Origin of the sequence: Rhodobacter capsulatus (assembly GCF_052363185.1) — a bacterium.
Taxonomy (GTDB): domain Bacteria; phylum Pseudomonadota; class Alphaproteobacteria; order Rhodobacterales; family Rhodobacteraceae; genus Rhodobacter; species Rhodobacter capsulatus_E.
Map to the genome: position 1 here is coordinate 1,361,119 of NZ_CP198955.1, position 19,104 is coordinate 1,380,222.

At 67.2% G+C, this 19,104-nt stretch carries 15 protein-coding genes and 4 riboswitches; of the genes, 9 read left to right on the forward strand and 6 right to left on the reverse strand.

The window, feature by feature from the left end; genetic code table 11:
* Positions 1–86: 86 nt before the first annotated feature.
* Positions 87–274, reverse strand: a riboswitch (cobalamin riboswitch).
* 20 nt (positions 275–294) lie between these two features.
* Both ACTTAG_RS06875 and ACTTAG_RS06880 read right to left on the reverse strand, forming a co-directional pair.
* A complete protein-coding gene (locus ACTTAG_RS06875; protein ID WP_444464767.1) occupies positions 295–1,107 on the reverse strand; it encodes an epoxyqueuosine reductase QueH in 813 nt (270 codons plus the stop codon).
* Positions 1,104–2,165, reverse strand: a complete 1,062-nt coding sequence (locus tag ACTTAG_RS06880) for a hypothetical protein (protein WP_444464768.1) — start codon at positions 2,163–2,165, stop codon at positions 1,104–1,106. Before ACTTAG_RS06880 ends, ACTTAG_RS06875 begins: the two co-directional genes overlap by 4 nt.
* Positions 2,166–2,289: 124 nt before the next feature.
* Positions 2,290–2,480: riboswitch (cobalamin riboswitch) on the reverse strand.
* A gap of 194 nt (positions 2,481–2,674) precedes the next feature.
* A riboswitch (cobalamin riboswitch) is annotated at positions 2,675–2,883 on the forward strand.
* 101 nt (positions 2,884–2,984) lie between these two features.
* Here ACTTAG_RS06880 and ACTTAG_RS06885 point away from each other — a divergent pair.
* Both ACTTAG_RS06885 and cbbR read left to right on the forward strand, forming a co-directional pair.
* Positions 2,985–4,115, forward strand: a complete 1,131-nt coding sequence (locus tag ACTTAG_RS06885; RefSeq protein WP_444464769.1) for a hypothetical protein — start codon at positions 2,985–2,987, stop codon at positions 4,113–4,115.
* 23 nt (positions 4,116–4,138) lie between these two features.
* Positions 4,139–5,080 carry a LysR family regulator CbbR gene (gene cbbR, locus ACTTAG_RS06890; RefSeq protein ID WP_444464770.1) on the forward strand — a complete coding sequence of 314 codons (942 nt, stop codon included), beginning with the start codon at positions 4,139–4,141 and terminating at the stop codon, positions 5,078–5,080.
* 12 nt (positions 5,081–5,092) lie between these two features.
* Here cbbR and ACTTAG_RS06895 read toward each other — a convergent pair whose 3' ends face one another.
* From ACTTAG_RS06895 to aceB, 3 genes are all read right to left on the reverse strand, one after another.
* Positions 5,093–5,674: a hypothetical protein gene (locus ACTTAG_RS06895; RefSeq protein WP_444464771.1), complete on the reverse strand. Its 582-nt coding sequence runs from the start codon at positions 5,672–5,674 to the stop codon at positions 5,093–5,095.
* Positions 5,675–5,793: 119 nt separating this feature from the next.
* A riboswitch (cobalamin riboswitch) is annotated at positions 5,794–5,987 on the reverse strand.
* 95 nt (positions 5,988–6,082) lie between these two features.
* Positions 6,083–7,693: an isocitrate lyase gene (locus ACTTAG_RS06900; protein WP_444464772.1), complete on the reverse strand. Its 1,611-nt coding sequence runs from the start codon at positions 7,691–7,693 to the stop codon at positions 6,083–6,085.
* Positions 7,694–7,816: 123 nt separating this feature from the next.
* Positions 7,817–9,439 (reverse strand): malate synthase A, encoded by a 1,623-nt coding sequence (gene aceB, locus ACTTAG_RS06905; RefSeq protein WP_444464773.1) that lies wholly within the window; start codon positions 9,437–9,439, stop codon positions 7,817–7,819.
* A gap of 155 nt (positions 9,440–9,594) precedes the next feature.
* Here aceB and ACTTAG_RS06910 point away from each other — a divergent pair, with 155 nt between their 5' ends.
* Positions 9,595–11,031: a short-chain fatty acyl-CoA regulator family protein gene (locus ACTTAG_RS06910; RefSeq protein ID WP_444464774.1), complete on the forward strand. Its 1,437-nt coding sequence runs from the start codon at positions 9,595–9,597 to the stop codon at positions 11,029–11,031.
* 163 nt (positions 11,032–11,194) lie between these two features.
* Here the strand turns inward: ACTTAG_RS06910 and ACTTAG_RS06915 are convergent, their stop codons facing one another.
* Complete coding sequence (locus tag ACTTAG_RS06915; protein ID WP_444464775.1) at positions 11,195–11,635, reverse strand: MerR family transcriptional regulator; 441 nt, start codon at positions 11,633–11,635, stop codon at positions 11,195–11,197.
* A gap of 92 nt (positions 11,636–11,727) precedes the next feature.
* Between ACTTAG_RS06915 and ACTTAG_RS06920 the strand changes: the two genes are divergently transcribed.
* From ACTTAG_RS06920 to nikE, 6 genes are all read left to right on the forward strand, one after another.
* Positions 11,728–13,947, forward strand: a complete 2,220-nt coding sequence (locus ACTTAG_RS06920) for a heavy metal translocating P-type ATPase (RefSeq protein ID WP_444464776.1) — start codon at positions 11,728–11,730, stop codon at positions 13,945–13,947.
* A gap of 124 nt (positions 13,948–14,071) precedes the next feature.
* Positions 14,072–15,634, forward strand: coding sequence for a nickel ABC transporter substrate-binding protein (gene nikA, locus ACTTAG_RS06925; protein WP_444464777.1), 1,563 nt, complete (start codon positions 14,072–14,074; stop codon positions 15,632–15,634).
* A gap of 5 nt (positions 15,635–15,639) precedes the next feature.
* Positions 15,640–16,584 carry a nickel ABC transporter permease subunit NikB gene (gene nikB, locus ACTTAG_RS06930; RefSeq protein ID WP_444464778.1) on the forward strand — a complete coding sequence of 315 codons (945 nt, stop codon included), beginning with the start codon at positions 15,640–15,642 and terminating at the stop codon, positions 16,582–16,584.
* Positions 16,581–17,450 (forward strand): nickel ABC transporter permease subunit NikC, encoded by an 870-nt coding sequence (gene nikC, locus ACTTAG_RS06935; RefSeq protein WP_444464779.1) that lies wholly within the window; start codon positions 16,581–16,583, stop codon positions 17,448–17,450. Before nikB ends, nikC begins: the two co-directional genes overlap by 4 nt.
* A complete protein-coding gene (locus tag ACTTAG_RS06940; RefSeq protein ID WP_444464780.1) occupies positions 17,450–18,238 on the forward strand; it encodes an ATP-binding cassette domain-containing protein in 789 nt (262 codons plus the stop codon). Before nikC ends, ACTTAG_RS06940 begins: the two co-directional genes overlap by 1 nt.
* Positions 18,235–19,092 (forward strand): nickel import ATP-binding protein NikE, encoded by an 858-nt coding sequence (gene nikE, locus ACTTAG_RS06945; protein ID WP_444464781.1) that lies wholly within the window; start codon positions 18,235–18,237, stop codon positions 19,090–19,092. Before ACTTAG_RS06940 ends, nikE begins: the two co-directional genes overlap by 4 nt.
* Positions 19,093–19,104: the final 12 nt, after the last annotated feature.

The following is a 19,104-nucleotide window of genomic DNA, read 5'->3' on the forward strand; positions in this document are numbered from 1 at the left end:
GCGCTTGGGCCTTTGCAGGGATGGGAACGCCGGACGGCCCCGCGGTTGCGGGTCCGAAAGCGCCCCGCCAGGCCCTCCGCCAGCGGTGGTCAAACAGAGTCCGGGCAGGTCTCCTGGCTTTGCGGGTCACAGCTTGGCTGGCCTTCCCGGGCCAAGGCCCAGTGGCATCATCAGCCGCGCTCGCCGCTTACAGTTGCGGGGGCAGCGCCGGATTTGCACCGGCTTCCCTCTTGGCTCGCGGCACAACCGCAAGACCCGGGACAACAGCATATAGGCATCAAAGGGTAACGCATGTCAACATATGGTTTCCCTATCCCTCTGGGCTCCGTCCCTTGGCTCGGCGTCACGCGATGCCCGATCACCTCGGTTTGCGCCTCGGAGCAAGCCGTTGCCCGGCGCAAATCGGCCGCGACAGGCACAAGCTGCGTCTGGTCCGCACACCGGGGGCGCGTCATCAGGTCGCGGCTCCGGCATCTCGTTCCTGGTCGCGGCCGCGGCTTCGGCGCGGCGACGCAACATGTCGCGCAGCGAATAGACACAGCCGCAATAGGATTGGCGGTAGAACCCTTCGCGCCGGGCAATCTCGGTCGTGCGGGTCGCCCCGCCTTCCTTGCGCCAATTGAAGGGCCACCATTCAACCCGGCAAACGGGCCCGCAAACGTCTTGCACCGCGCGCAGCCCGGAGGCGTTGACCTGCGACACGTCCTTGCACCGCGAGATCCCGAGCGTTGAGGCGATGACGTCGAACCGGTTTGCTGCGGCATAATGGGCGGTCTGCCCAAGGCGCAGATCAAAGCACAGACTGCATCGGGCGCCGCGTTCCGGTTCCCATTTCAACGCCTTGGCGCGTGCCATCCAGACGGCGGGATCGTGGTCCGCATCGACGAAGGAGATACCGTTTTGGCGGGCGAACCGTTCGATTTCCGCCTTGCGCCGGAGGTATTCGTGCTCTGGATGAATGTTGGGATTGTAAAAGAAGATGGCAAAGTCGATCCGCGACGCCAAGAGCCGCGCGATCACGTCGCCGGAGCAGGGTGCGCAACACGCATGCAGCAGCAATCTTTGCGTTTGCCCCGGCAAAACGAGACGCGAGGGCGGTGCCGTCATGTGGTCCCCCAAATCGCGCGGGTTGCTTCGGCAAGAAGCCGCAATTTGCGGCTCTGGTGATCGGCATCACGAAAACCGGGACTGTCGTGACCTGGCGTCGGCAGGACCGCCAGTCCCAGCTGGTCGAGGTCCGTATGCCGTGTGGCGGCCTCGATACATTTCTCAAGCTTCGAAACGGGTTCGAACCGGGGCGATTGTGCCGTCACCAGACCGAGCAGGACGCGCCGCGCGCCTTGCGGAAGGTGCCGCAGCGGCGTGTAGCATTCGGGCGTTTCTCCGCTGGCAGGAACCAGGAAAAGATCGACCGGGGCAATCTGGAAGATGTGTTCCCAGAAACCCTCCTGTTGCGGCTCAAGGGCCACATCGGGGATGCACAGCGCGACTGTCATTCCGGCGGGACGGGCCGCGAGGATCGCGCCAATCAGCCGTGCCTGATGCTCCGCGTCGCGCTGTGCCGCGCCGCTGTCCGGCCGCAGATGCGGCATGGCCCTGTCCGTCAGTTGCAGATATCGGCAGCCCAAGTCCGAAAGGGCCGTCATCGCCTGGGTGCAGCTTGCGACGATGTCCTGCTCGAGCAGGTCACGGTCCTGATAGGGCGAATAGGCGAGGTGCGCGTGCCCCAGCGCCCGCGCGAGCCGCATCGGCCCCGGCAGGATTGCCTTTGGCCATTCGTCGTGGCGAAAGATGAGGCTGCGCAAGAACTGGAAATGACGAAGAAAGGCGTGGTCGGCCGGACAGTTCAGCGCCGCATCGACCCGCAATCCGCCCAAGCGTGCATCGCGGGCCACCCCCGTCAGCCCGGCAAGGAAGTCGCCGCCAAATGATGACCTGCGCAGGTTTCCATCTGTCAGAACACGCACCCCTGCAGCGCGCTGCATCGCCACGAGATCGCGCACGGCCATGTCTTCGACGCGTTCCAGTTCTTCGTCAAAAATGCCCCGATCCCGCAGGTCTTGCACCATCGACGGGCGCAGAAGGCCCCCCATGTGATCGGCGCGCGGCCGCGCGCTGGCCGATGCGGGGGGCGCCAGAGGGGCGATGCTCATCTTCAGCGTCATCGGGACATACCCTTTCATCACGGTCCCAAGACGGACCGCGCAAAATCCTTGTCCCGCGCGGGCTCGCGCGGGGCCATGATGTCACCTTCACGACCAAACGTGTCCGAAACGCCTCCCGCGATCGGAACAGGTGCAGGTTCAGGCAGGTTTCCTGGCTTGCGGATGGGGCGATCCTTCGGCCTTCCCGGCGGCGCGCCAGTGGCATGTCGAAGTCTCTTCCGCCTACAGTTGCGGGGGCAGCTCCGGCATCGGCGCGGGCCTGACCGGATTCCCTTTTCCCGGTCATGGCCGGCACCTGAACGGCGCAAAGAAACAGCCGTTGAAGGGGCGCTGTCAACGGGGCCGGATGCGAAAAGCATTCATGCAGATCATGAGCCGCGTTCAGATCGCGGCGCGGCGGACCTCGCGGACCGGAGCGGTCCAGGGGCAGGATCGGCGCTTTTGTGCGTGCGGGGCCTGTGACAGTTTTTCCGCTGCGGCGACATTGCCCTTTACACCCGGGGGGCTTGATTTACTGTGTCCGCGATGGTGGCGTGATCGGGGATTTCCGGTTTCGCCTGAAAAGGGAATGCGGTGCGCCTTTCGGGGCAATGCCGCGGCTGCCCCCGCAACTGTGAGCGACGAGCAACGCCGGAAATGCCACTGGGCCCGCGCCCGGGAAGGTCCGGGGGCGCGATGACCCGCAAGCCAGGAGACCTGCCATCGCAAGACGTTTCGGGCGGGGTGCACCGGGGGGGGACGTGAAGCCTGAGGCCCGCCGCCTTTTTCGTGTCGCCATCTCCCCGCCCCGTTCAGGCTTGATCGAGGAGGGCAGGGCCCATGGGCGCGACGGCAGATTTTTCGGGCGGCAGGCAGCGGCTCTTGCGGGCGGTTCTGATCGGCAGGGCAGCCGGGGCGGAGGGACCGCGGCGGGGCGCGACGATCCGGCACGATCTGGCGGCCTTGCCGGGCGATTTTGCGCTGAGCGGGGCGACGGTCGCGGCGAGCGATGGCTGGCTGCACTGGGTCGAAGGGCCCGGTCCGCAGCTTTGCGCTGCGATGGCGCAGATCGCGCCCGACACCCTGCGGGAAGATGTGCGGCTGCTCTCGGTCGGTTGGACCGACAAGCGCCGGTTTGCCCGCTGGCCGCTGCTCCGTGCGGTGGAGCATCAGCACGCGGCCCGCCTGCGCACGGCGGCGGCCTGGAGCCCGGAGGCGGATCTCATCCGCCTTGCGATGCTGGTGTTCGACGATCTGGCGCAAGACCATGCCTTGGGGTCCTTTGCGCAATCCGATCTGTTGCACCGGGTGCCCGATTTCGTCGAAAAGCTTCTGGAGTGCGACGCGGAGCCGACCTTGCCCGTGACAGCCCGCGACGATCTGCAGGCGCGGGCCGGGTTTGTCGAGGCCTGCCTGCAGCGGCTTGGTCAGATGCAGGAGGCCGCGGTGATCGGCCTTGCCGAGGTCGCTCTGGCGCAGACCCGTCTCAACAGCCTGCTGCAGCGGGCGGGGCGACCGTCGCAGCCGCTTGATCCGCGCGGGCGCGTCTGCCTCGTGCTGCCGCCGGGCGAGACCGAGATGATCGGCACGATCGTGACGGCGGATCTGTTGCGCCTTGCGGGGCTGTCGGTGCGGGTGATCCTTGACGCCGAGACCGGCGACATCCTGGAAAGCCTGCGGCACGAGGCCGACGCGCCGGTGATCGTGTCGGGCCCGAGGATCCGGGCCGAAACGTCCGGCGGGCGGGCCACGCGGCTTGTCGCGGCGTTGCAGCGGGCGTTTCCCGATCGGCTGATCTTGCAAGGCGGTCTCTCCTCCGGGCCGCTGGGCGACTGGGCGGAAAGGCTGGCGCTGTTTCGCCATCGGGCCGGGCTGGTGCCGCTGCGGGGCATCGACTGGGCGGCGATGGGCAGCCTCTCGACCCTGGTCGAGTTGGGGCCGCAGCGCGGCGCATCCTGCATCTTCAGTTGACCGGACCGGGTGCGGGGCCGCAAATGTTCAGACGCGACAGCATCACGTTCAAGCAGTTGCGCGCGCTTCGGGCGGTGGCGCAGGGTGGATCGCTGACGGCGGCGGGGCAGGCGCTCGGCCTGACCACGCCCGCGATCCACACCCAGATCAGGGGGCTTGAAGACGTTTTCGAGACCCGCATGCTGCAACGCGCCAGCGATGGCAGCGGATCGGAACTGACCGAGGCCGGGCAGGCCATGGTCGAGGCCGCGCACCGGATCGAGGCGGTGCTCGGTCGGGTCGAAGCCGATCTGGAGGCGTTGTCGCGCGGCAAATCGGGGCAGGTCACGCTTGGCGTCGTGTCCACCGGCAAGTATTTCGCGCCACGGCTGGTCAAGATGCTCGGCGATACCCATTCCGAAATCGAGATCGCCCTGCGTGTCGGCAACCGGGCGGAGATCATGGACGGGCTGGAGCGTGGGGCGTTCGATCTGGCGATCACCGGTCGGCCGCCGCGACGGCCTGCGGTGGTGGCCGAGCCGCTGGGCCCGCATCCGCATCTTCTGGTGGCTGCACCCGATCACCGGCTTGCGGGGGGCCAGATTACCATGGAGGCGCTGCGCAGCGAGCGGTTTCTGACCCGGGAACCGGGCTCGGGCACCCGGATCTTGATGGAGCGTTGGCTTGATCGCGTGCTCGACGGCCATGCCTGCGCCCGGCTCGAGATGGACAGCAACGAGACGATCAAGCAGGCGGTGATTGCGGGGCTCGGGATCGCCTTTCTCAGTCAGCATACGGTGACGGATGAGTTGACGCTGGGCAGGCTGGTGGCGCTGGACGCCCCCGGCCTGCCGATCGTGCGGCAGTGGTTCATGGTCCGTCCCGAGGGAGAAGCGCCCCGCCCGGTTGCACTGCGCGTCTGGCAGACGATTGCCGCGCTCGAGGGGCGGTTTCTGCCCACGATTCCGCCCTCCGATGCGTTTTGACCGCCGGAAGGATCAGTGCCCCCCAACCGGTTCCGCAAGCCTCCCTTGTGCAATGCGCAGCGCGATCAGATCTTCGGGCGCATAGACCGCATAGCTGAACCGGCGTCCGAACCGGAAAGACGGCACCCTGTCGAAGGCGGTGATCCGCCCCTCGGCCACGAGCGCGCGAAAGGCCTCCACCTCAAGCCCCAGAAACCGCGCCGCATCCCGGTGGCCAAGCGGGCGGAAAAACGCCCGCGCCAGGCTGCGTTCGATCCTGCTCACCTGGCCAAGGCAGGTGGCATCCTGCACAAGCGCGATACGCCCCACGCCCTCGGGCGACGGCGCCGCCTGGGCATGAGGACCGATCCAGTCGTGAAATCCCTCGATCAGGGCGTGCAGGCGCAAGGGAAAATGCGCCGCCATCGCGGCGGGCGGGCAGAGCCGGATCAAGGTCTCGCGCCGCGGATCTTGCCCCAGTGCGGCATGGCACAGAAGCGGCTGTCGTCCGGCAAGAACGGTCTTGCGGCAAATCCCGGGGTCTTTCGGTTTCCTGTCGGCGCAGGGCGCGATCAGGCTCTCGGGGGCGTGTCTCTTCGTTTCCGTCTTCATCATGACGACCTCTTGCGCCGCCCGAAACGGCGGCATGGAAAAACGCCGGACGGTTGCCCGTCGGCGGTCTGGTGTCGTCACCTTGCGGTTGCGCCGCCTCCGGGAGCGCACCCCGCGCCCGGAACAGGTGATCTTCCTCGGCAGGTCTCCTGACTGGGGCGTATCGCAAACCAGCCTTCCCGGGCCGTTTGGCCCAGTGGCATTTGGTCTGCACGCCCGTCACAGTTGCGGGGGCAGTCGCGGTTTCGGCCATCGGGCCTGCCGCAGTTCCCTATTCTCCGGCGCATGCGCCGGCACCGAGGATGTGCCAAGCTCCTCCGGCGCGGCGTCGCCGTCAAGCGCACTGCATGCAAGACCCGTGCCGCCCCCGGGGTCGTGGGGCGGCACGGCGACATCTGCCCTCCCTTTGGTTTACTCTGCCGCGAACTGGTTCATCGTATTGGCATGCCCGCCCGCCTTCAGCGCGCGTTCACCTGCGACCATCTCCTTGAAGCTGTCGCCCAGATCCGAGCCGACCTCGTGCTGGTGTTTCACCGCCGAAACGCCGCGACGGATTTCTTCGCGCTGGACGGTGGCGACATAGGCCAGCATCTTGTCTTCGCCGAAATAGCCGCGGGACAGTTCATCCATCGACTTCGCGGTCAGATGGAAGGTGGGCAGGGTGATCAGGTTGTGGAACACCCCGGCGCGGGCGGCGATATCGGTCTGGAAGGCCTTCAGCCAGGCATCGGCCTCGCGGCCCAGGGGCGTGTCGTCATAGTCGGGCTTCATCAGTTCGGGGCCGTTCGGATAGGCGTCTTCGCTGATCGTGCCCTCGGCCAGCCATTGCGCCCGGACCTGCTTGCGCAGGTTCAGCGTCCAGTTGAAGCTGGGCGAGTTGTTGTAGGTCAGCTTGGCCTTCGGCACGACCTTGCGGATCTCGGCCACCATCGCGGCGATTTCATCGACATTCGGCGTGTCGGTTTCGATCCACAGAAGATCGGCGCCGCCCAGCGTCAGCGAGGCGATGCAGTCTTCCACCACGCGCGCGCGGCCGGTGCCGGGCTGGAACGGGAAGAGCCCGTTCGCCAGCCGCTGCGGCTTGACGAAAGCGCCGTTCTGATAAAGCGCCAATTCCCCTTCGCGGATCGGATTTTCGGCCGTGATCGGCTCGGTCGCCAGCCATTTGATATACTCGGCCGCCAGATCGCCCGGGCGCTGCGACACCGGCACCTTCTGCGTCAGACCGGCGCCCAGGCTGTCGGTGCGGGCGACGATCACCCCATCCTCCACCCCCAGCTCCTCGAAGGCCAGCCGACAGGCGCGCAGCTTTTCGATGAAATCCTCGCGCGGAACCGTCACCTTGCCGTCCTGATGGCCGCATTGCTTGGCATCCGAGACCTGGTTTTCGATCTGCAGACAGCAGGCGCCGGCCTTGATCAGCTCTTTCGCCAGCAGATAGGTCGCATGTTCGTTGCCAAAGCCCGCGTCGATATCGGCGATGATCGGCACGACATGTGTTTCGAACCCGTCGATCGCCGCAATCGCTGCCTGCCGCTCGGTCTCGGTCTGCGCGGCTTTCAGCGCCTTGAAGAGATCGTTCATCGCCACCTCGTCGGCCTGCCGCAAGGAGGTGTAGATCTCGGCGATCAGATCGGCGACGGCGGTCTTTTCATGCATCGACTGATCGGGCAGATGGCCCCAGCGGTTGCGCAGACCGGCGACCATCCAGCCCGACAGATAGACATAGGTGCCGCGTGCGGTGCCGCGCAACCGCTTGACCGCCTTGATCATCTGTTGCGCGTGAAAGCCCGACCAGCAGCCAAGACTTTGCGTGAATTTCGACGCATCGGCATCATAGGCGGCCATGTCGGCCTGCATCACCCCGGCCATGTCGCGCGCGATGTCGAGATGGGTGTCCCAGGTGTTTTGCAGCCGCAACTGAACAATGTCATCGACCGCAACGCCACCCGGCGTGACCCCGGAGGGGTAGCGGCACAGGATAGAGGACCGGATTTCCGAAAAAGTCTGTCTTTTCTTCATGGTGTTTCCTTTCGACGGGCTCAGCCCGGGGTTTGGAGGAAGGGGGAAAAGGTTGCGCCGAGGGTCTCAGGCAAGCTTCGGGGATCGGTCCGCCAAAGGGCGAATAGGTGCGTATCGGGTCCATCAGTCGAGCGCGTTCAAAACCGCATAGGCGGCGGTGGTAAGGAAATCGGGCAGGGTTTCGGCGGTCACGGCCTCCAGCAGCAGCCGTGCGGCGGTGGCGTAATGGCCGCGGTGGAAGGCATTGGCGCCGATCCGGTCCAGCACCGTGGCGATTTCCTGCTGCATCAGCTCGCCCAGCCAGTCGGAACTCACCCCCCGGCTGCCGCCCGCCGCAAGCGCCACCGACACGCCATGATGGCGCCATTGCCAGAGCTGCGCGCGGCAGATCTCGGCCGTGGCCGCATCCTCCATCAGGTTGCGGATCGGCACCGCGCCGCGCCCCGAGAGCCAGGCCGCCAGATAGTCGAGGGCCACCGAGATGTTGGTGCGCACACCTGCTTCGGTCACCCGGCCCTCATGCGGGCGCAACAGCATCGCCGGTTCGATCCGCCAGGCCTGCCGCGGAATGCGGATCTGGTTCGGCCCCGGCATCTCGGCGTCAAAGACCGCCATCGCGACCGGCACCAGATCGGGATGGGCGACCAAGGTGCCGTCATGGCCCATCCCCACCTCGCGCAGCTTGTCGGCGCGGACCTGGGCAAAGGCGCGTTCGTTCGCCTCGGCGTCGCCGCGCACCGGGATCGCCGCGGCCATGCCCCCCATGGCGTGAATGCCGCGCCGGTGGCAGACCTTGACCAGCCGCGCCGCATAGCTGGCAAGGAAGGCGCGGTCCATCGTCACTTCGGCGCGGTCGGGCAGGGTGAACGCCTTGTGGTTGCGCAAGGTCTTGATGTAGCTGAAGATATAATCCCAGCGCCCGCAGTTCAGCCCGGCGATATGGTCGCGCAGCTCCCAGATGATCTCGTCCATCTCGAAGGCGGCGGGCAGGGTTTCGATCAGCACCGTCGCCTTGATCGTGCCCCGCGCCAACCCGACGCGGTCCTGGGCGAAGACGAAGACCTCGTTCCACAGCCGCGCCTCGTGGTGGCTTTCCAGCTTCGGCAGGTAGTAGAACGGGCCGCGCCCGGTGGCCGCCAGCGCCCGGCCGCAATGCCACAGCGTCAGGCCGAAATCGAAAAGCGCCGCCGAGATCGGCTGCCCGGCCAGCAGCACATTCGCCTCGGCCATGTGCAGCCCGCGCTGCCGCACGATCAGCACCGCCGGATCGGCGCCGACGCGATAGCTTTTGCCGGTTTTCGGATCGTCGAATTCCAGCGTGCCGTCGCGGTAATCGAGCATGTTGCGATGGCCGGCAAGGATATTGGCGAAGCTTGGCGCCGTCGCATCCTCGAAATCGGCCATGAACACCCGCGCCCCGGAATTGAGCGCGTTGATCATCATCTTGCGCTCGACCGGGCCGGTGATTTCCACCCGGCGGTCGCGCAGGGCCCCGGGCACCGGGGCGGCCTCCCAGATACCCTGACGGATCTCTTTCGTCTCGGGCAGGTAATCGGGCAGGGCGCCCGCGTCGATCCGCGCCTGACGCCGGGCCCGCGCCAGCATCAGCGCATGGATCCGGGTGCCGAAACGGCTTTGCAGCTCGGCCAGAAAGGCCAGCGCCTCGGGGGTCAGCACAAGATCCTGACCGGGAAGGCTGCGCAAGACCAGCGGCGGGGCGGTGGGGGATGGGCAATCCAGCGACATGGGGATCCTTTCGGGGCGGGCCTGACGGCCATCGGGTGACTCGGGTGAAGTCAGGCTAGTAATGTTATGCCGCATGTGCATTATGTGTTTGAAAGCATTGGGTTGTTCTGTCACTTCTGTCATGTGACAGGCCCGAAATCTGTAAGGATTGTCACATGGCGCCACGGGCGGAAAAGCTGGTCATCGGGCAAAGGCTGAAGGTGCTGCGGCAGTCGCTGGGGCTGACGCAAGCGCAGATGGCAGCGGAACTTGGGGTGTCAGCGAGCTACATCACCCTGATCGAGGCCGATCAGCGCCCCGCCTCGGTCAAGCTGCTGATGCGGCTGGCCGAGGTCTATGACCTGAACATCGCAGAGCTGTCGCCCGCCGCGGATGCGCAGCTGGCCGCCGATTTCACCGCCGCGCTGAAGACGCCCGCGGCCCGGGCCGAAGCCGTGCCCCGCGCCGAGATCGAGGCGGTGTTGCAGGCCTCGCCGAAGATCGCGGCGGCTTTCGTGCGGCTGCAGGCGGCGCATCGCGCGGCTGTGCTGGCGCCGATGGCCGAGGAGAACCCCTTGACCGACCGTGACAAGGTCGAAGCCCTGGGCGAAACCTCGCGTCCGGTCGAGGCGGTGCGGGCCTGGTTTTATGCCCGGCGCAACCATGTTGACGCGCTCGACCGCGCGGCCGAGGATCTGGCGGACGAACTCTCCCTGCACCGGCACGAGCCGCATCTGGCCTTGACCGGGCGGCTCGCGGCGCATGGGGTGACGGTGCGGATCGGGCAGGCCGAGGCGATGCGCGGCCAGCTGCGCCGCTATGACCCCGAGCGGCGGGAATTGCTGCTTTCGGAACTTCTCGGCCAGGCCAGCCGCCGCTTTCAGATCGGGGTGCTGCTGGCCAGTCTGGAACAGGAGCCGATCCTGACGCGGCTGATCGCCGAGGCGGGGCTCGATGATCCGGCGGCGGCGGCGCTGATGCGGGTGAGCCTCGCGAATTACTTCGCCGCGGCGCTGATGATGCCTTACGGTCGGTTTCTGGCCAGCTGCGAGGCGAACCGCTACGATGTCGAGCTTCTGTCACACCGGTTCGGCACCAGCTTCGAGCAGACCGCGCATCGGATGTCGACACTGCAGCGCGAGGGCGCGCGGGGGATTCCGTTCTTTTTCGTGCGGGTGGACCGGGCGGGGAATCTCTCGAAACGCTTCAGCGCCGGGCGGTTTCCGTTTTCGCGCTTTGGCGGCACCTGTCCGCTGTGGAACATCCACGCCGCTTTTGAAATGCCGGATCAGGTGCAGACACAGGTGATCCGCATGCCCGAGGGGGCGAGCTATTTCTCGGTGGCGCGCACAGTGACGCGCGCGGGGGGCACGCAAGGCGCCCCGGCGCAACGCCTCGCAATCGGGCTGGGATGCGATGTCGCCTATGCCCCAAGGCTCGTTTATGCCGAGGGCATTGACCTTGCCCGCACCCGTCCCGTGGAAGTCGGGCTGAACTGCTATTTGTGCGAGCGCGCCGATTGCACCGCCCGCGCCCACGCGCCGGTAAACCGCCCACTGCGCGTGAATGAACGCGAACGGTCCTTGGCGCTGTTTCGTTTTGGGGAAGGTTGAACCCCGCAGCCTGCGGCTCATTCTCCCTGGAAGAAAGGAGCCCCCCGGTGGCTGGTGACGATGCGGGCAAGCGATCAGCGAGGATCAGGACCACCGGCCCCGCATCGGCAGTCCTGATGCTCTTGCCGATGGAATTGCGCCGGTCCCGCCCTTGACGCGCGGCTCACTCTGACGCGGGGATCGGGTCAGCGTGGTGATCGTGTGCGCATTGGCCGTGATCGCCCAGCACCTCGATCACCCGGCAAGTGGCCACCGTGCCCTGCGCACAGGCGCCGATCATCCGCGTCAGCTCGTCTTCCAGCGCCCGCAGCCGCGCGATGCGCGAGCGCACGGCGGCAAGCTGCGCCCGGGCAATCGCATCGGCCCCGGCGCAGGAGGCATCGGGGTGGTCGGAGAGCGAGAGCAGATCGCGGATCGCCTCGAGCGGAAAGCCAAGGTCGCGGGCATGGCGGACAAAGGCCAGCCGCCGCTTCGCCGCCGCCCCGTAAAGCCGCTGGTTGGCGGCGCTGCGCTCGGGCGCGGGCATCAGGCCGATCTCTTCGTAATAGCGGATCGTCGGCACCTTCACCCCGGTCGCCTCGGCCAATTTCCCGATCGTCAGCATCACATTCCCCTTGCCCCTCCAGTGACTGGAGAGATTACGCAAGAGACGAGGGCCCGGCAAGCGTTCGGGCGGCAAGGCGGCAAGAGGCAGAAATGACAGCGGTTTTGAAAACGGACTCGGTCGAATGGACGGTCGGCGGCATGGATTGCGCCGCCTGTGCGGGCAAGGTGCGGGGCGCGGTGGAGCGGCTGCCGGGTGTCGAGGCGGTGGAGATTGCGCTGATCTCGGAGCGGATGACGGCGCGGCTGAGCCCCGGCGGTGCCAGCGCCGAGGAAGTGGAGCGGGCGGTGACGCGGCTGGGCTACACGATGACCCGTGCCGCCACGTCCGCCCCGCCAAAGCTGATCCTGCCCGGCGAAACCGGCTGCGGCTGCGGCGGTTGTGGCTGTGGCGCGGGGCCCGATGTGGAGCCAGATGCAGCCCCGCAAGCCGAGCCTGCGCCCAAGCCCGAAACCGCCGCGGCTCCGGCGTGGGTGCGGGGCGCAAAGGGGCGGCGGGTCGTGGCCTCCGGCGCGGCGCTGGCGCTCGGCTGGGGCGTCTCGTTTCTGCTGCCCGATCTGGCGCGGGCGGGCTTTTCGCTTGCCTGTCTGGTCGGGCTGATCCCGGTGGCGCGCAAGGCGCTTGCGCTCTTGCGCACGGGCCAGCCCTTCACCATCGAGATGCTGATGACCATCGCGGCCTGTGGCGCCCTTGTCATCGGGGCGGCGGCCGAGGCGGCGATGGTGGTGTTTCTCTTTGCCGTGGGCGAGGTGCTGGAAGGGGTCGCGGCCAATCGCGCCCGCGACGGCATCCGGGCGCTGACCCGGCAGATGCCCGCGACGGCGCTTCTGGAACACGGCGATCATGCGCATGAGGTGGCGGCCGCCAGCCTGCGGCCCGGGCAGATCATCCGGCTGCGGCCGGGCGACCGGCTGGCGGTCGATGCCGAGATCGTCGAGGGCATCTCGCGCCTGGATGAAAGTGCGGTGACCGGCGAAAGCCTGCCGGTGACGCGCGGTCCGGGGGCGCAGGTGCCTGCAGGTGCGATCAATGCCGAGGCGCTGCTGCGCCTGCGCGTGACCCATGCCGCCGCCGACAGCACGCTCGCGCGGATTGCACGGATGGTGGCCGAGGCGGAAGCCGCCCGCGCCCCGGTCGAGCGCTTCATCGAGCGCTTCAGCCGCTGGTACATGCCGCTGATCGTCACCCTTGCGGCGCTGGTCGCGGTTGGCCCGCCGCTGCTGGCGGGGGGCGTCTGGGGCGAGTGGGTGTATCGCGCGCTGGCGCTTCTGCTGATCGGTTGCCCCTGCGCGCTGGTGATCTCGGTTCCGGCGGCGATGGCGGCGGCGCTTTCGACCGGGGCGCGGCAGGGGCTTTTGATCAAGGGCGGCGCGGTGATCGAGGCGATGGCGCGACTGCAGACCGTGGCGCTGGACAAGACCGGGACGGTGACTTTGGGCCGCCCCGAGGTGAGTGATCTTCTGCCCGCCGCGGGGCAGAGCGAAACCGAGCTGTTGCGCCTTGCCGCGGCGGTCGAGACCGGCTCTTCGCATCCGCTGGCCCGTGCGATCCTGGCCTCGGCCAAGGAGCGGGGGCTGGCGCTGCCCCCGGTGACGGCGGCGCGGGTGATCCCCGGCGTGGGCGCCGAGGCGATCTGCGAGGGCAGCCCCCTGCGCCTTGCCGCGCCCACCGAAGCCAGCCCCGATGTCACTGCCCTCCATACCGCAGGAAAGACCGTGGTGGAATTGACCCGCGACGGCCAGGCTCTTGGTCTGATTTCCCTTTCCGACACGCCCCGACCCGATGCCGCGCAGGCCCTGACGGAGCTTGACCGGCTGGGCCTGCGGCGGCTGATGCTGACGGGCGATGCCGCAGCCCCGGCGCAGGCGGTGGCGGGGCCGCTTGGGCTGGCAGTCGGGGCGGGGCTTTTGCCCGAGGACAAGCTGGCCCGCATCCGCAGCCTTTCGGCGGCGGGGGGCGTGATGATGGTGGGCGATGGCATCAACGACGCCCCGGCGCTTGGCGCGGCCGATGTCGGCGTGGCGATCGGCGCGGGGACAGATGTGGCGATCGAGACCGCCGATGCGGTGCTGATGCGCGACCGGCTGACCGATCTGGCCGCGCTGATCCGGCTCTCGCGGCAAGCGATGCGCATTGTCCGGCAGAACGTGGCGATCGCGCTGGGGCTGAAGGGGCTTTTCCTCGTCACCTCGGTTCTGGGGCTGACCGGGCTCTGGCTCGCCGTGCTGGCCGATACCGGGGCGACGGTTCTTGTCACCGCCAATGCGCTGCGGCTGTTGCGCTTCGATCCGGGCCGCAGGGGCGGGAACTAACGATTGTCAGGCCACAATCGTATGACTTACAGTTTCATAAATCATACGATTCGGCCCGGAATACCTGTTGAGCCGCCGGGGTGGGTCGGCTAATGATATAATATAACACTCACACGGGGACTTCATGAAGCCGACTTCCTTGCTGCTGGCGCTGGCCGCCGGCCTGTTCCTTGCACCCATCGCTCAGGCCGAGACGCTCGATTTTTCCTGGCCGCAGAATGTCGGGCCGCTCAACCCGCATCTCTATTCGCCCAACCAGATGTTTGCGCAGGCGATGGTCTATGAGGGGCTGGTGAAGTTCATGCCCGATGGCACCGTGGCCCCGGCGCTGGCCACCGGCTGGACCGTGTCGGAGGATGGCCGGACCTTCACTTTCACCCTGCGCGAGGGGGTGAAATTCTCCGATGGCGAGCTTTTCGACGCGGCGGCGGTGGAAAAGAACTTCGCCGCAGTGATGGGCAATGGCGCGCGGCACAAATGGCTTGGGCTGATGGGGGCGCTGGCCTCGGCCAAGGCGACCGGGCCGATGACGGTCGAGATCACCACGAAAGAGCCCTATTATCCGCTGTTGCAGGAACTCTCGCTGATCCGCCCGGTGCGGTTTCTGGCCCCCGGCGCCTTCCCCGACAGCGGCCAGAGTGCCGATGGCATCAAGGCGCCGATCGGCACCGGCCCCTGGGTGCTGAGCGAAAGCGTGCTGGGTCAATATGATGTCTTCACCCGCAACGAGGCCTATTGGGGGCCGAAACCGGCCTTCGACAGGGTCATGGTCAAGGTGATCGCCGACCCGAACACCCGGGCGATTGCGCTTGAGACCGGGGAGATCGATCTGATCTATGGCGTCGAGGGGCAGATCACCCCCGACACCTTCCAGCGGCTCAAGGATGCGGGCTACGAGGCCGGCACCTCGGCGCCGCTGGAGACGATGGCGCTTGCGCTCAACACCGGCAAGGGGCCGACCGCCGATCTGGCGGTGCGCAAGGCGATCAATCACGCGCTGAACAAGGATGCGATGGTGGCGGGCATCTTCTATGGCACGCAAAGCCGCGCCGACACCTTGTTTGCGCCCTCGGTGCCCTATGCCGATATCGGGCTGGCGCCCTATCGCTACGATCCGGCGCAGGCGGCGGCGCTGCTCGATGCGGCGGGCTGGACCCTGCCCGAGGGCGGCACCCTGCGGATGAAGGACGGCCAGCCCTTGCAGGTCGATCTGGTCTACGAGGCCTCGGATGCGGTGATGAAATCGGTGTCCGAGGTTGCGCAGGCCGATCTGGCGGCGGTGGGCATCGGCGTGACGCTGGTGGGGGCCGAGGAAACCGAGTTCTACGGTCGCCAGCAAAGCGGCAATTTCGCGATGATCTTCAACAGCACCTGGGGCAACCCCTATGACCCGCATGCTTTTGTCAGTTCGATGCGCGTGCCCTCGCATGCCGATTATCAGGCGCAACTGGGGCTGAAGGAAAAGCCCGAGATCGACGCCGCCATCGGCGCGGTGCTGGTCTCGACCGACGAAGCGGAGCGGGCAAAGACCTATGATTACATCCTGCGCACCCTGCACGAGGAAGCCGTCTATGTGCCATTGACCTATGCCACGGCGATCGGGGTGGCGGGGCGGGATGTCACCGGGCTCAGCTTCGGGGCGACCTCGAACGAGATCCCCTTCGACACGCTCAAACCGGCGCCGTGACGGCAATGGGAAAATATGTTCTGAAGCGGCTTTTGTGGCTGGGGCCGCTGCTTCTGGCGGTGTCCTTCGTGATCTTTGCGGTGATCCGGCTTGCGCCGGGCGACCCCGCCTTTGCCTATCTGCGGCTGGAAAACATCCCGCCCACGCCCGAGGCGCTGGTGCAGGCCCGCGCCGATCTGGGCCTCGATCAGCCGCTGCTGGTGCAATACGGGCACTGGCTGGCGGCGGCGGTGCAGGGCGATTTCGGCACCTCTTTCGCCACAAAACGCCCTGTGCTGCAGGATATCGCCGCCTTCCTGCCCGCGACGCTGCAACTGGCGGGGGTGGCGCTTGCCTTCACGCTGCTGGTCTCGGTGCCGCTCGGGCTGTGGTCGGCGCGCTACAAGGATCGCTGGCCCGATCATCTGGTGCGCGGCATGGCCTTTCTGGGCGTCTCGACACCGAACTTCTGGTTGGGCTTCCTGTTGATCCTGACCTTCGCGGTCTGGCTGCACTGGCTGCCGCCCTTTGGCACCGGAACAGCGGCGCATATGATCTTGCCCGTCGTCACGGTCTCGTTCATGTCGCTCTCGATCAACGCGCGGCTGTTGCGCGCGAGCTTGCTCGAAAGCGCCAATGCCCGCCATGTCGCCTGGGCGCGGATGCGTGGCCTGTCCGAGCGTCAAGTGGAACGGCGCCACATCCTGCGCAATGCGATCCTGCCCATCGTCACCGCCACGGGGATGCATCTGGGCGAGTTGATCGGCGGGGCGCTGGTGGTGGAATCGATCTTTGCCTGGCCCGGGGTCGGCCGCTATGCGGTCAGCGCCATCGGCAACAAGGATTTCCCGGTCATTCAATGCTTTACCCTGCTGATGGTGGTGGTCTTCGTGCTCTGCAACCTGATCGTTGACGTGCTCTCGGCCGCGCTCAACCCGCAACTGCGTCTGGGCGAGGGGGCCGAGGCATGAGTTTCGATCTCTCTTCCCCCGGTCCCGCGCGCCTGCCACGGTTGCGGCTGGCGCAGCTGCCGCTGGCGCTTGCCTTCGGGCTGGTGGCGCTTTTCCTGGCCGCCGCCCTTTTTGCGCCCTGGATCGCGCCGCTCGACCCGAACGCCATTTCGCTGGCCGACCGGCTGCAAGGCCCTTCGGCCGCGCATTGGCTGGGCACCGATCATTTGGGCCGGGATCTGCTGTCGCGGCTGATCCATGGCACGCGGATGTCGCTTGGCTCGGTGCTGATGTGCCTCCTTGGCATCTTGTGCATCGCTTTGCCGGTGGGCGGCGCGGCGGGCTATCTGGGCGGGCGGGTCGATCAGGCGCTGATGCGGATCTGCGACGGCATGATGACCTTTCCGACCGTGGTGCTGGCGCTCTTCCTGATCGGGGCCCTGGGTACCGGCCTGACGAATGTCATCGTGGCGATCGCGATTTCGCATTTCCCGTTTTACGCCCGGATGGTGCGCTCGGTGGTGCTGACACTGCGCCGCGCCGATTTCGTTCTGGCGGCAAGGCTGTGCGGCGCCGGACGGGTGCGGGTGTTTCTCGACCATTTCCTGCCCGCCATCGCGGCGCAGATCCTCGTGCTCGCCAGTCTCGATGTCGGGCACATGATGCTGCATGTCTCGGGCCTCTCTTTCCTTGGTCTGGGGGTCGAGACCCCCACCGCCGAATGGGGGGTGATGATCGCCGATGCCCGGCAATTCGTCTTTTCGCAGCCGATGCTGATCGTGCTGCCGGGGCTGTGCCTGCTGCTGGCGGTGATGGCCGCGAACATCCTTGGCGATGCGCTGCGCGACCGGCTCGACCCCCACCACCAGATCGGACATGACCATTGATGCAAAAGGCGAAAACCCTGACGATCGAGCGGCTGAACGTGGTCTGGCCGCACCGCGATCACAGCCACCGGCTGGTGCGCGACCTCAGCCTGAGCCTGCGGGCGGGCGAGGTGCTGGCGCTGGTGGGCGCCTCGGGCTCGGGCAAGTCGATGACCTGTGCGGGGGCGCTTGATGTGCTGCCGCCCGGCGTGATCCGCAGCAGCGGGCGGGTGCTGATCGACGGGCAGGCGGTGCCGGGGGCGGGCTTGCGCGGCCGGATCGTCGCCACCGTGCTGCAAAATCCGCGCTCGGCCTTCAACCCGGTGCGCTCCATGGCCGATCACGCGCGCGAGGTGCTGCGGGTGGCCCGGATCGATCCGGCCATGGACAGCGCCGCGATGCTGGACGCTTTCGCCGAGGTGGGGCTGGACGATCCCGCCCATGTCGCAGGGCTTTACCCGTTCGAGATGAGCGGCGGCATGTTGCAACGGGTGATGATCGCGCTGGCGCTTTTGTCCGGTGCGCCGTTTCTCTTCGCCGATGAGCCGACGACCGATCTGGATCTTCTGGTGCAGGCGCGGATCCTTGATCTGCTGGCCGATCTCACGGCGCGGCGCGGCCTTGGAATGCTGATCGTGACGCATGACATGGGCGTGGTGGCGCGGCTGGCGCAGCGCGTCGCGGTGATGGAGGCGGGGGCGATTGTCGAGATGGCCCCGGTGGCGCAGATCTTTGCCGCCCCCGCCCATCCCGCCACGCGCGAACTCGTGGCGGCGCATCTGAAACTCTACGAGGGGGAACCGGCATGAGCGCGCTTTTGACCGCCGAGGGCCTGTGCAAAAGCTACACCCGCCCGGCGCTGATCCGCACGCTCCCCCCGTGCGAGGTGCTGAGCGACGTCAACCTGTCCGTCGCGCCGGGCGAAAGCCTTGCCCTGCTGGGCCGCTCGGGGGCGGGCAAAAGCACGCTGGTGCGGCTCTTGCTCGGGCTTGAACAGCCCAGTCGGGGCCGGGTGCTGTTTCGCGGCGCGGACCTGAACAGCCTTGACCCCGCGCAGAGGCGCGCGTTTCGCGCCAAGGTGCAGATGGTGTTTCAGGATTCGGTGGGCGCGGTCAACCCGCGCCACCGCATTGGCCGGATCGTGGCGGAACCCTTGCGCCATCTGACGCCGCTCGATGCCGGGGCGCGGGCGGCCAAGGTCGCGGACTTGCTGCGCGCCGTCGGTCTGTGCCCCGAGGATGCGGAGAAATACCCGGCGCAGGTTTCGGGCGGGCAGTTGCAGCGCGTCTGCATCGCCCGGGCATTGGCCACCGACCCGGCGCTTCTGGTGCTGGATGAGGCGGTGTCGAACCTCGATATCCTTTTGCAAGGCCAGATCATCGACCTGATCCGGTCGCTGCGGCAGGCGCGCGGCATGGCGCTGTTGTTCATCACCCACGATTTGCGTCTGGTGCGGCTCTTGTGCGACCGCGTGGCGGTGATGGAGGCGGGGCGGATCGTCGAAACCGGTGTCGTCGAACGCCGCCTGCACCTGCAAAGCCCGGAGGGCCGCGCCCTGCAAGAGGCGATCCTGCCCGCCGCGCCCCGCAAACCCGAGGCCCGGGCGATGCCGCCGATCGGCAGCCCCGGCATCGGCGCCGCAGGGATGCTTCCGGCAGACTGACGGCACGGGCGG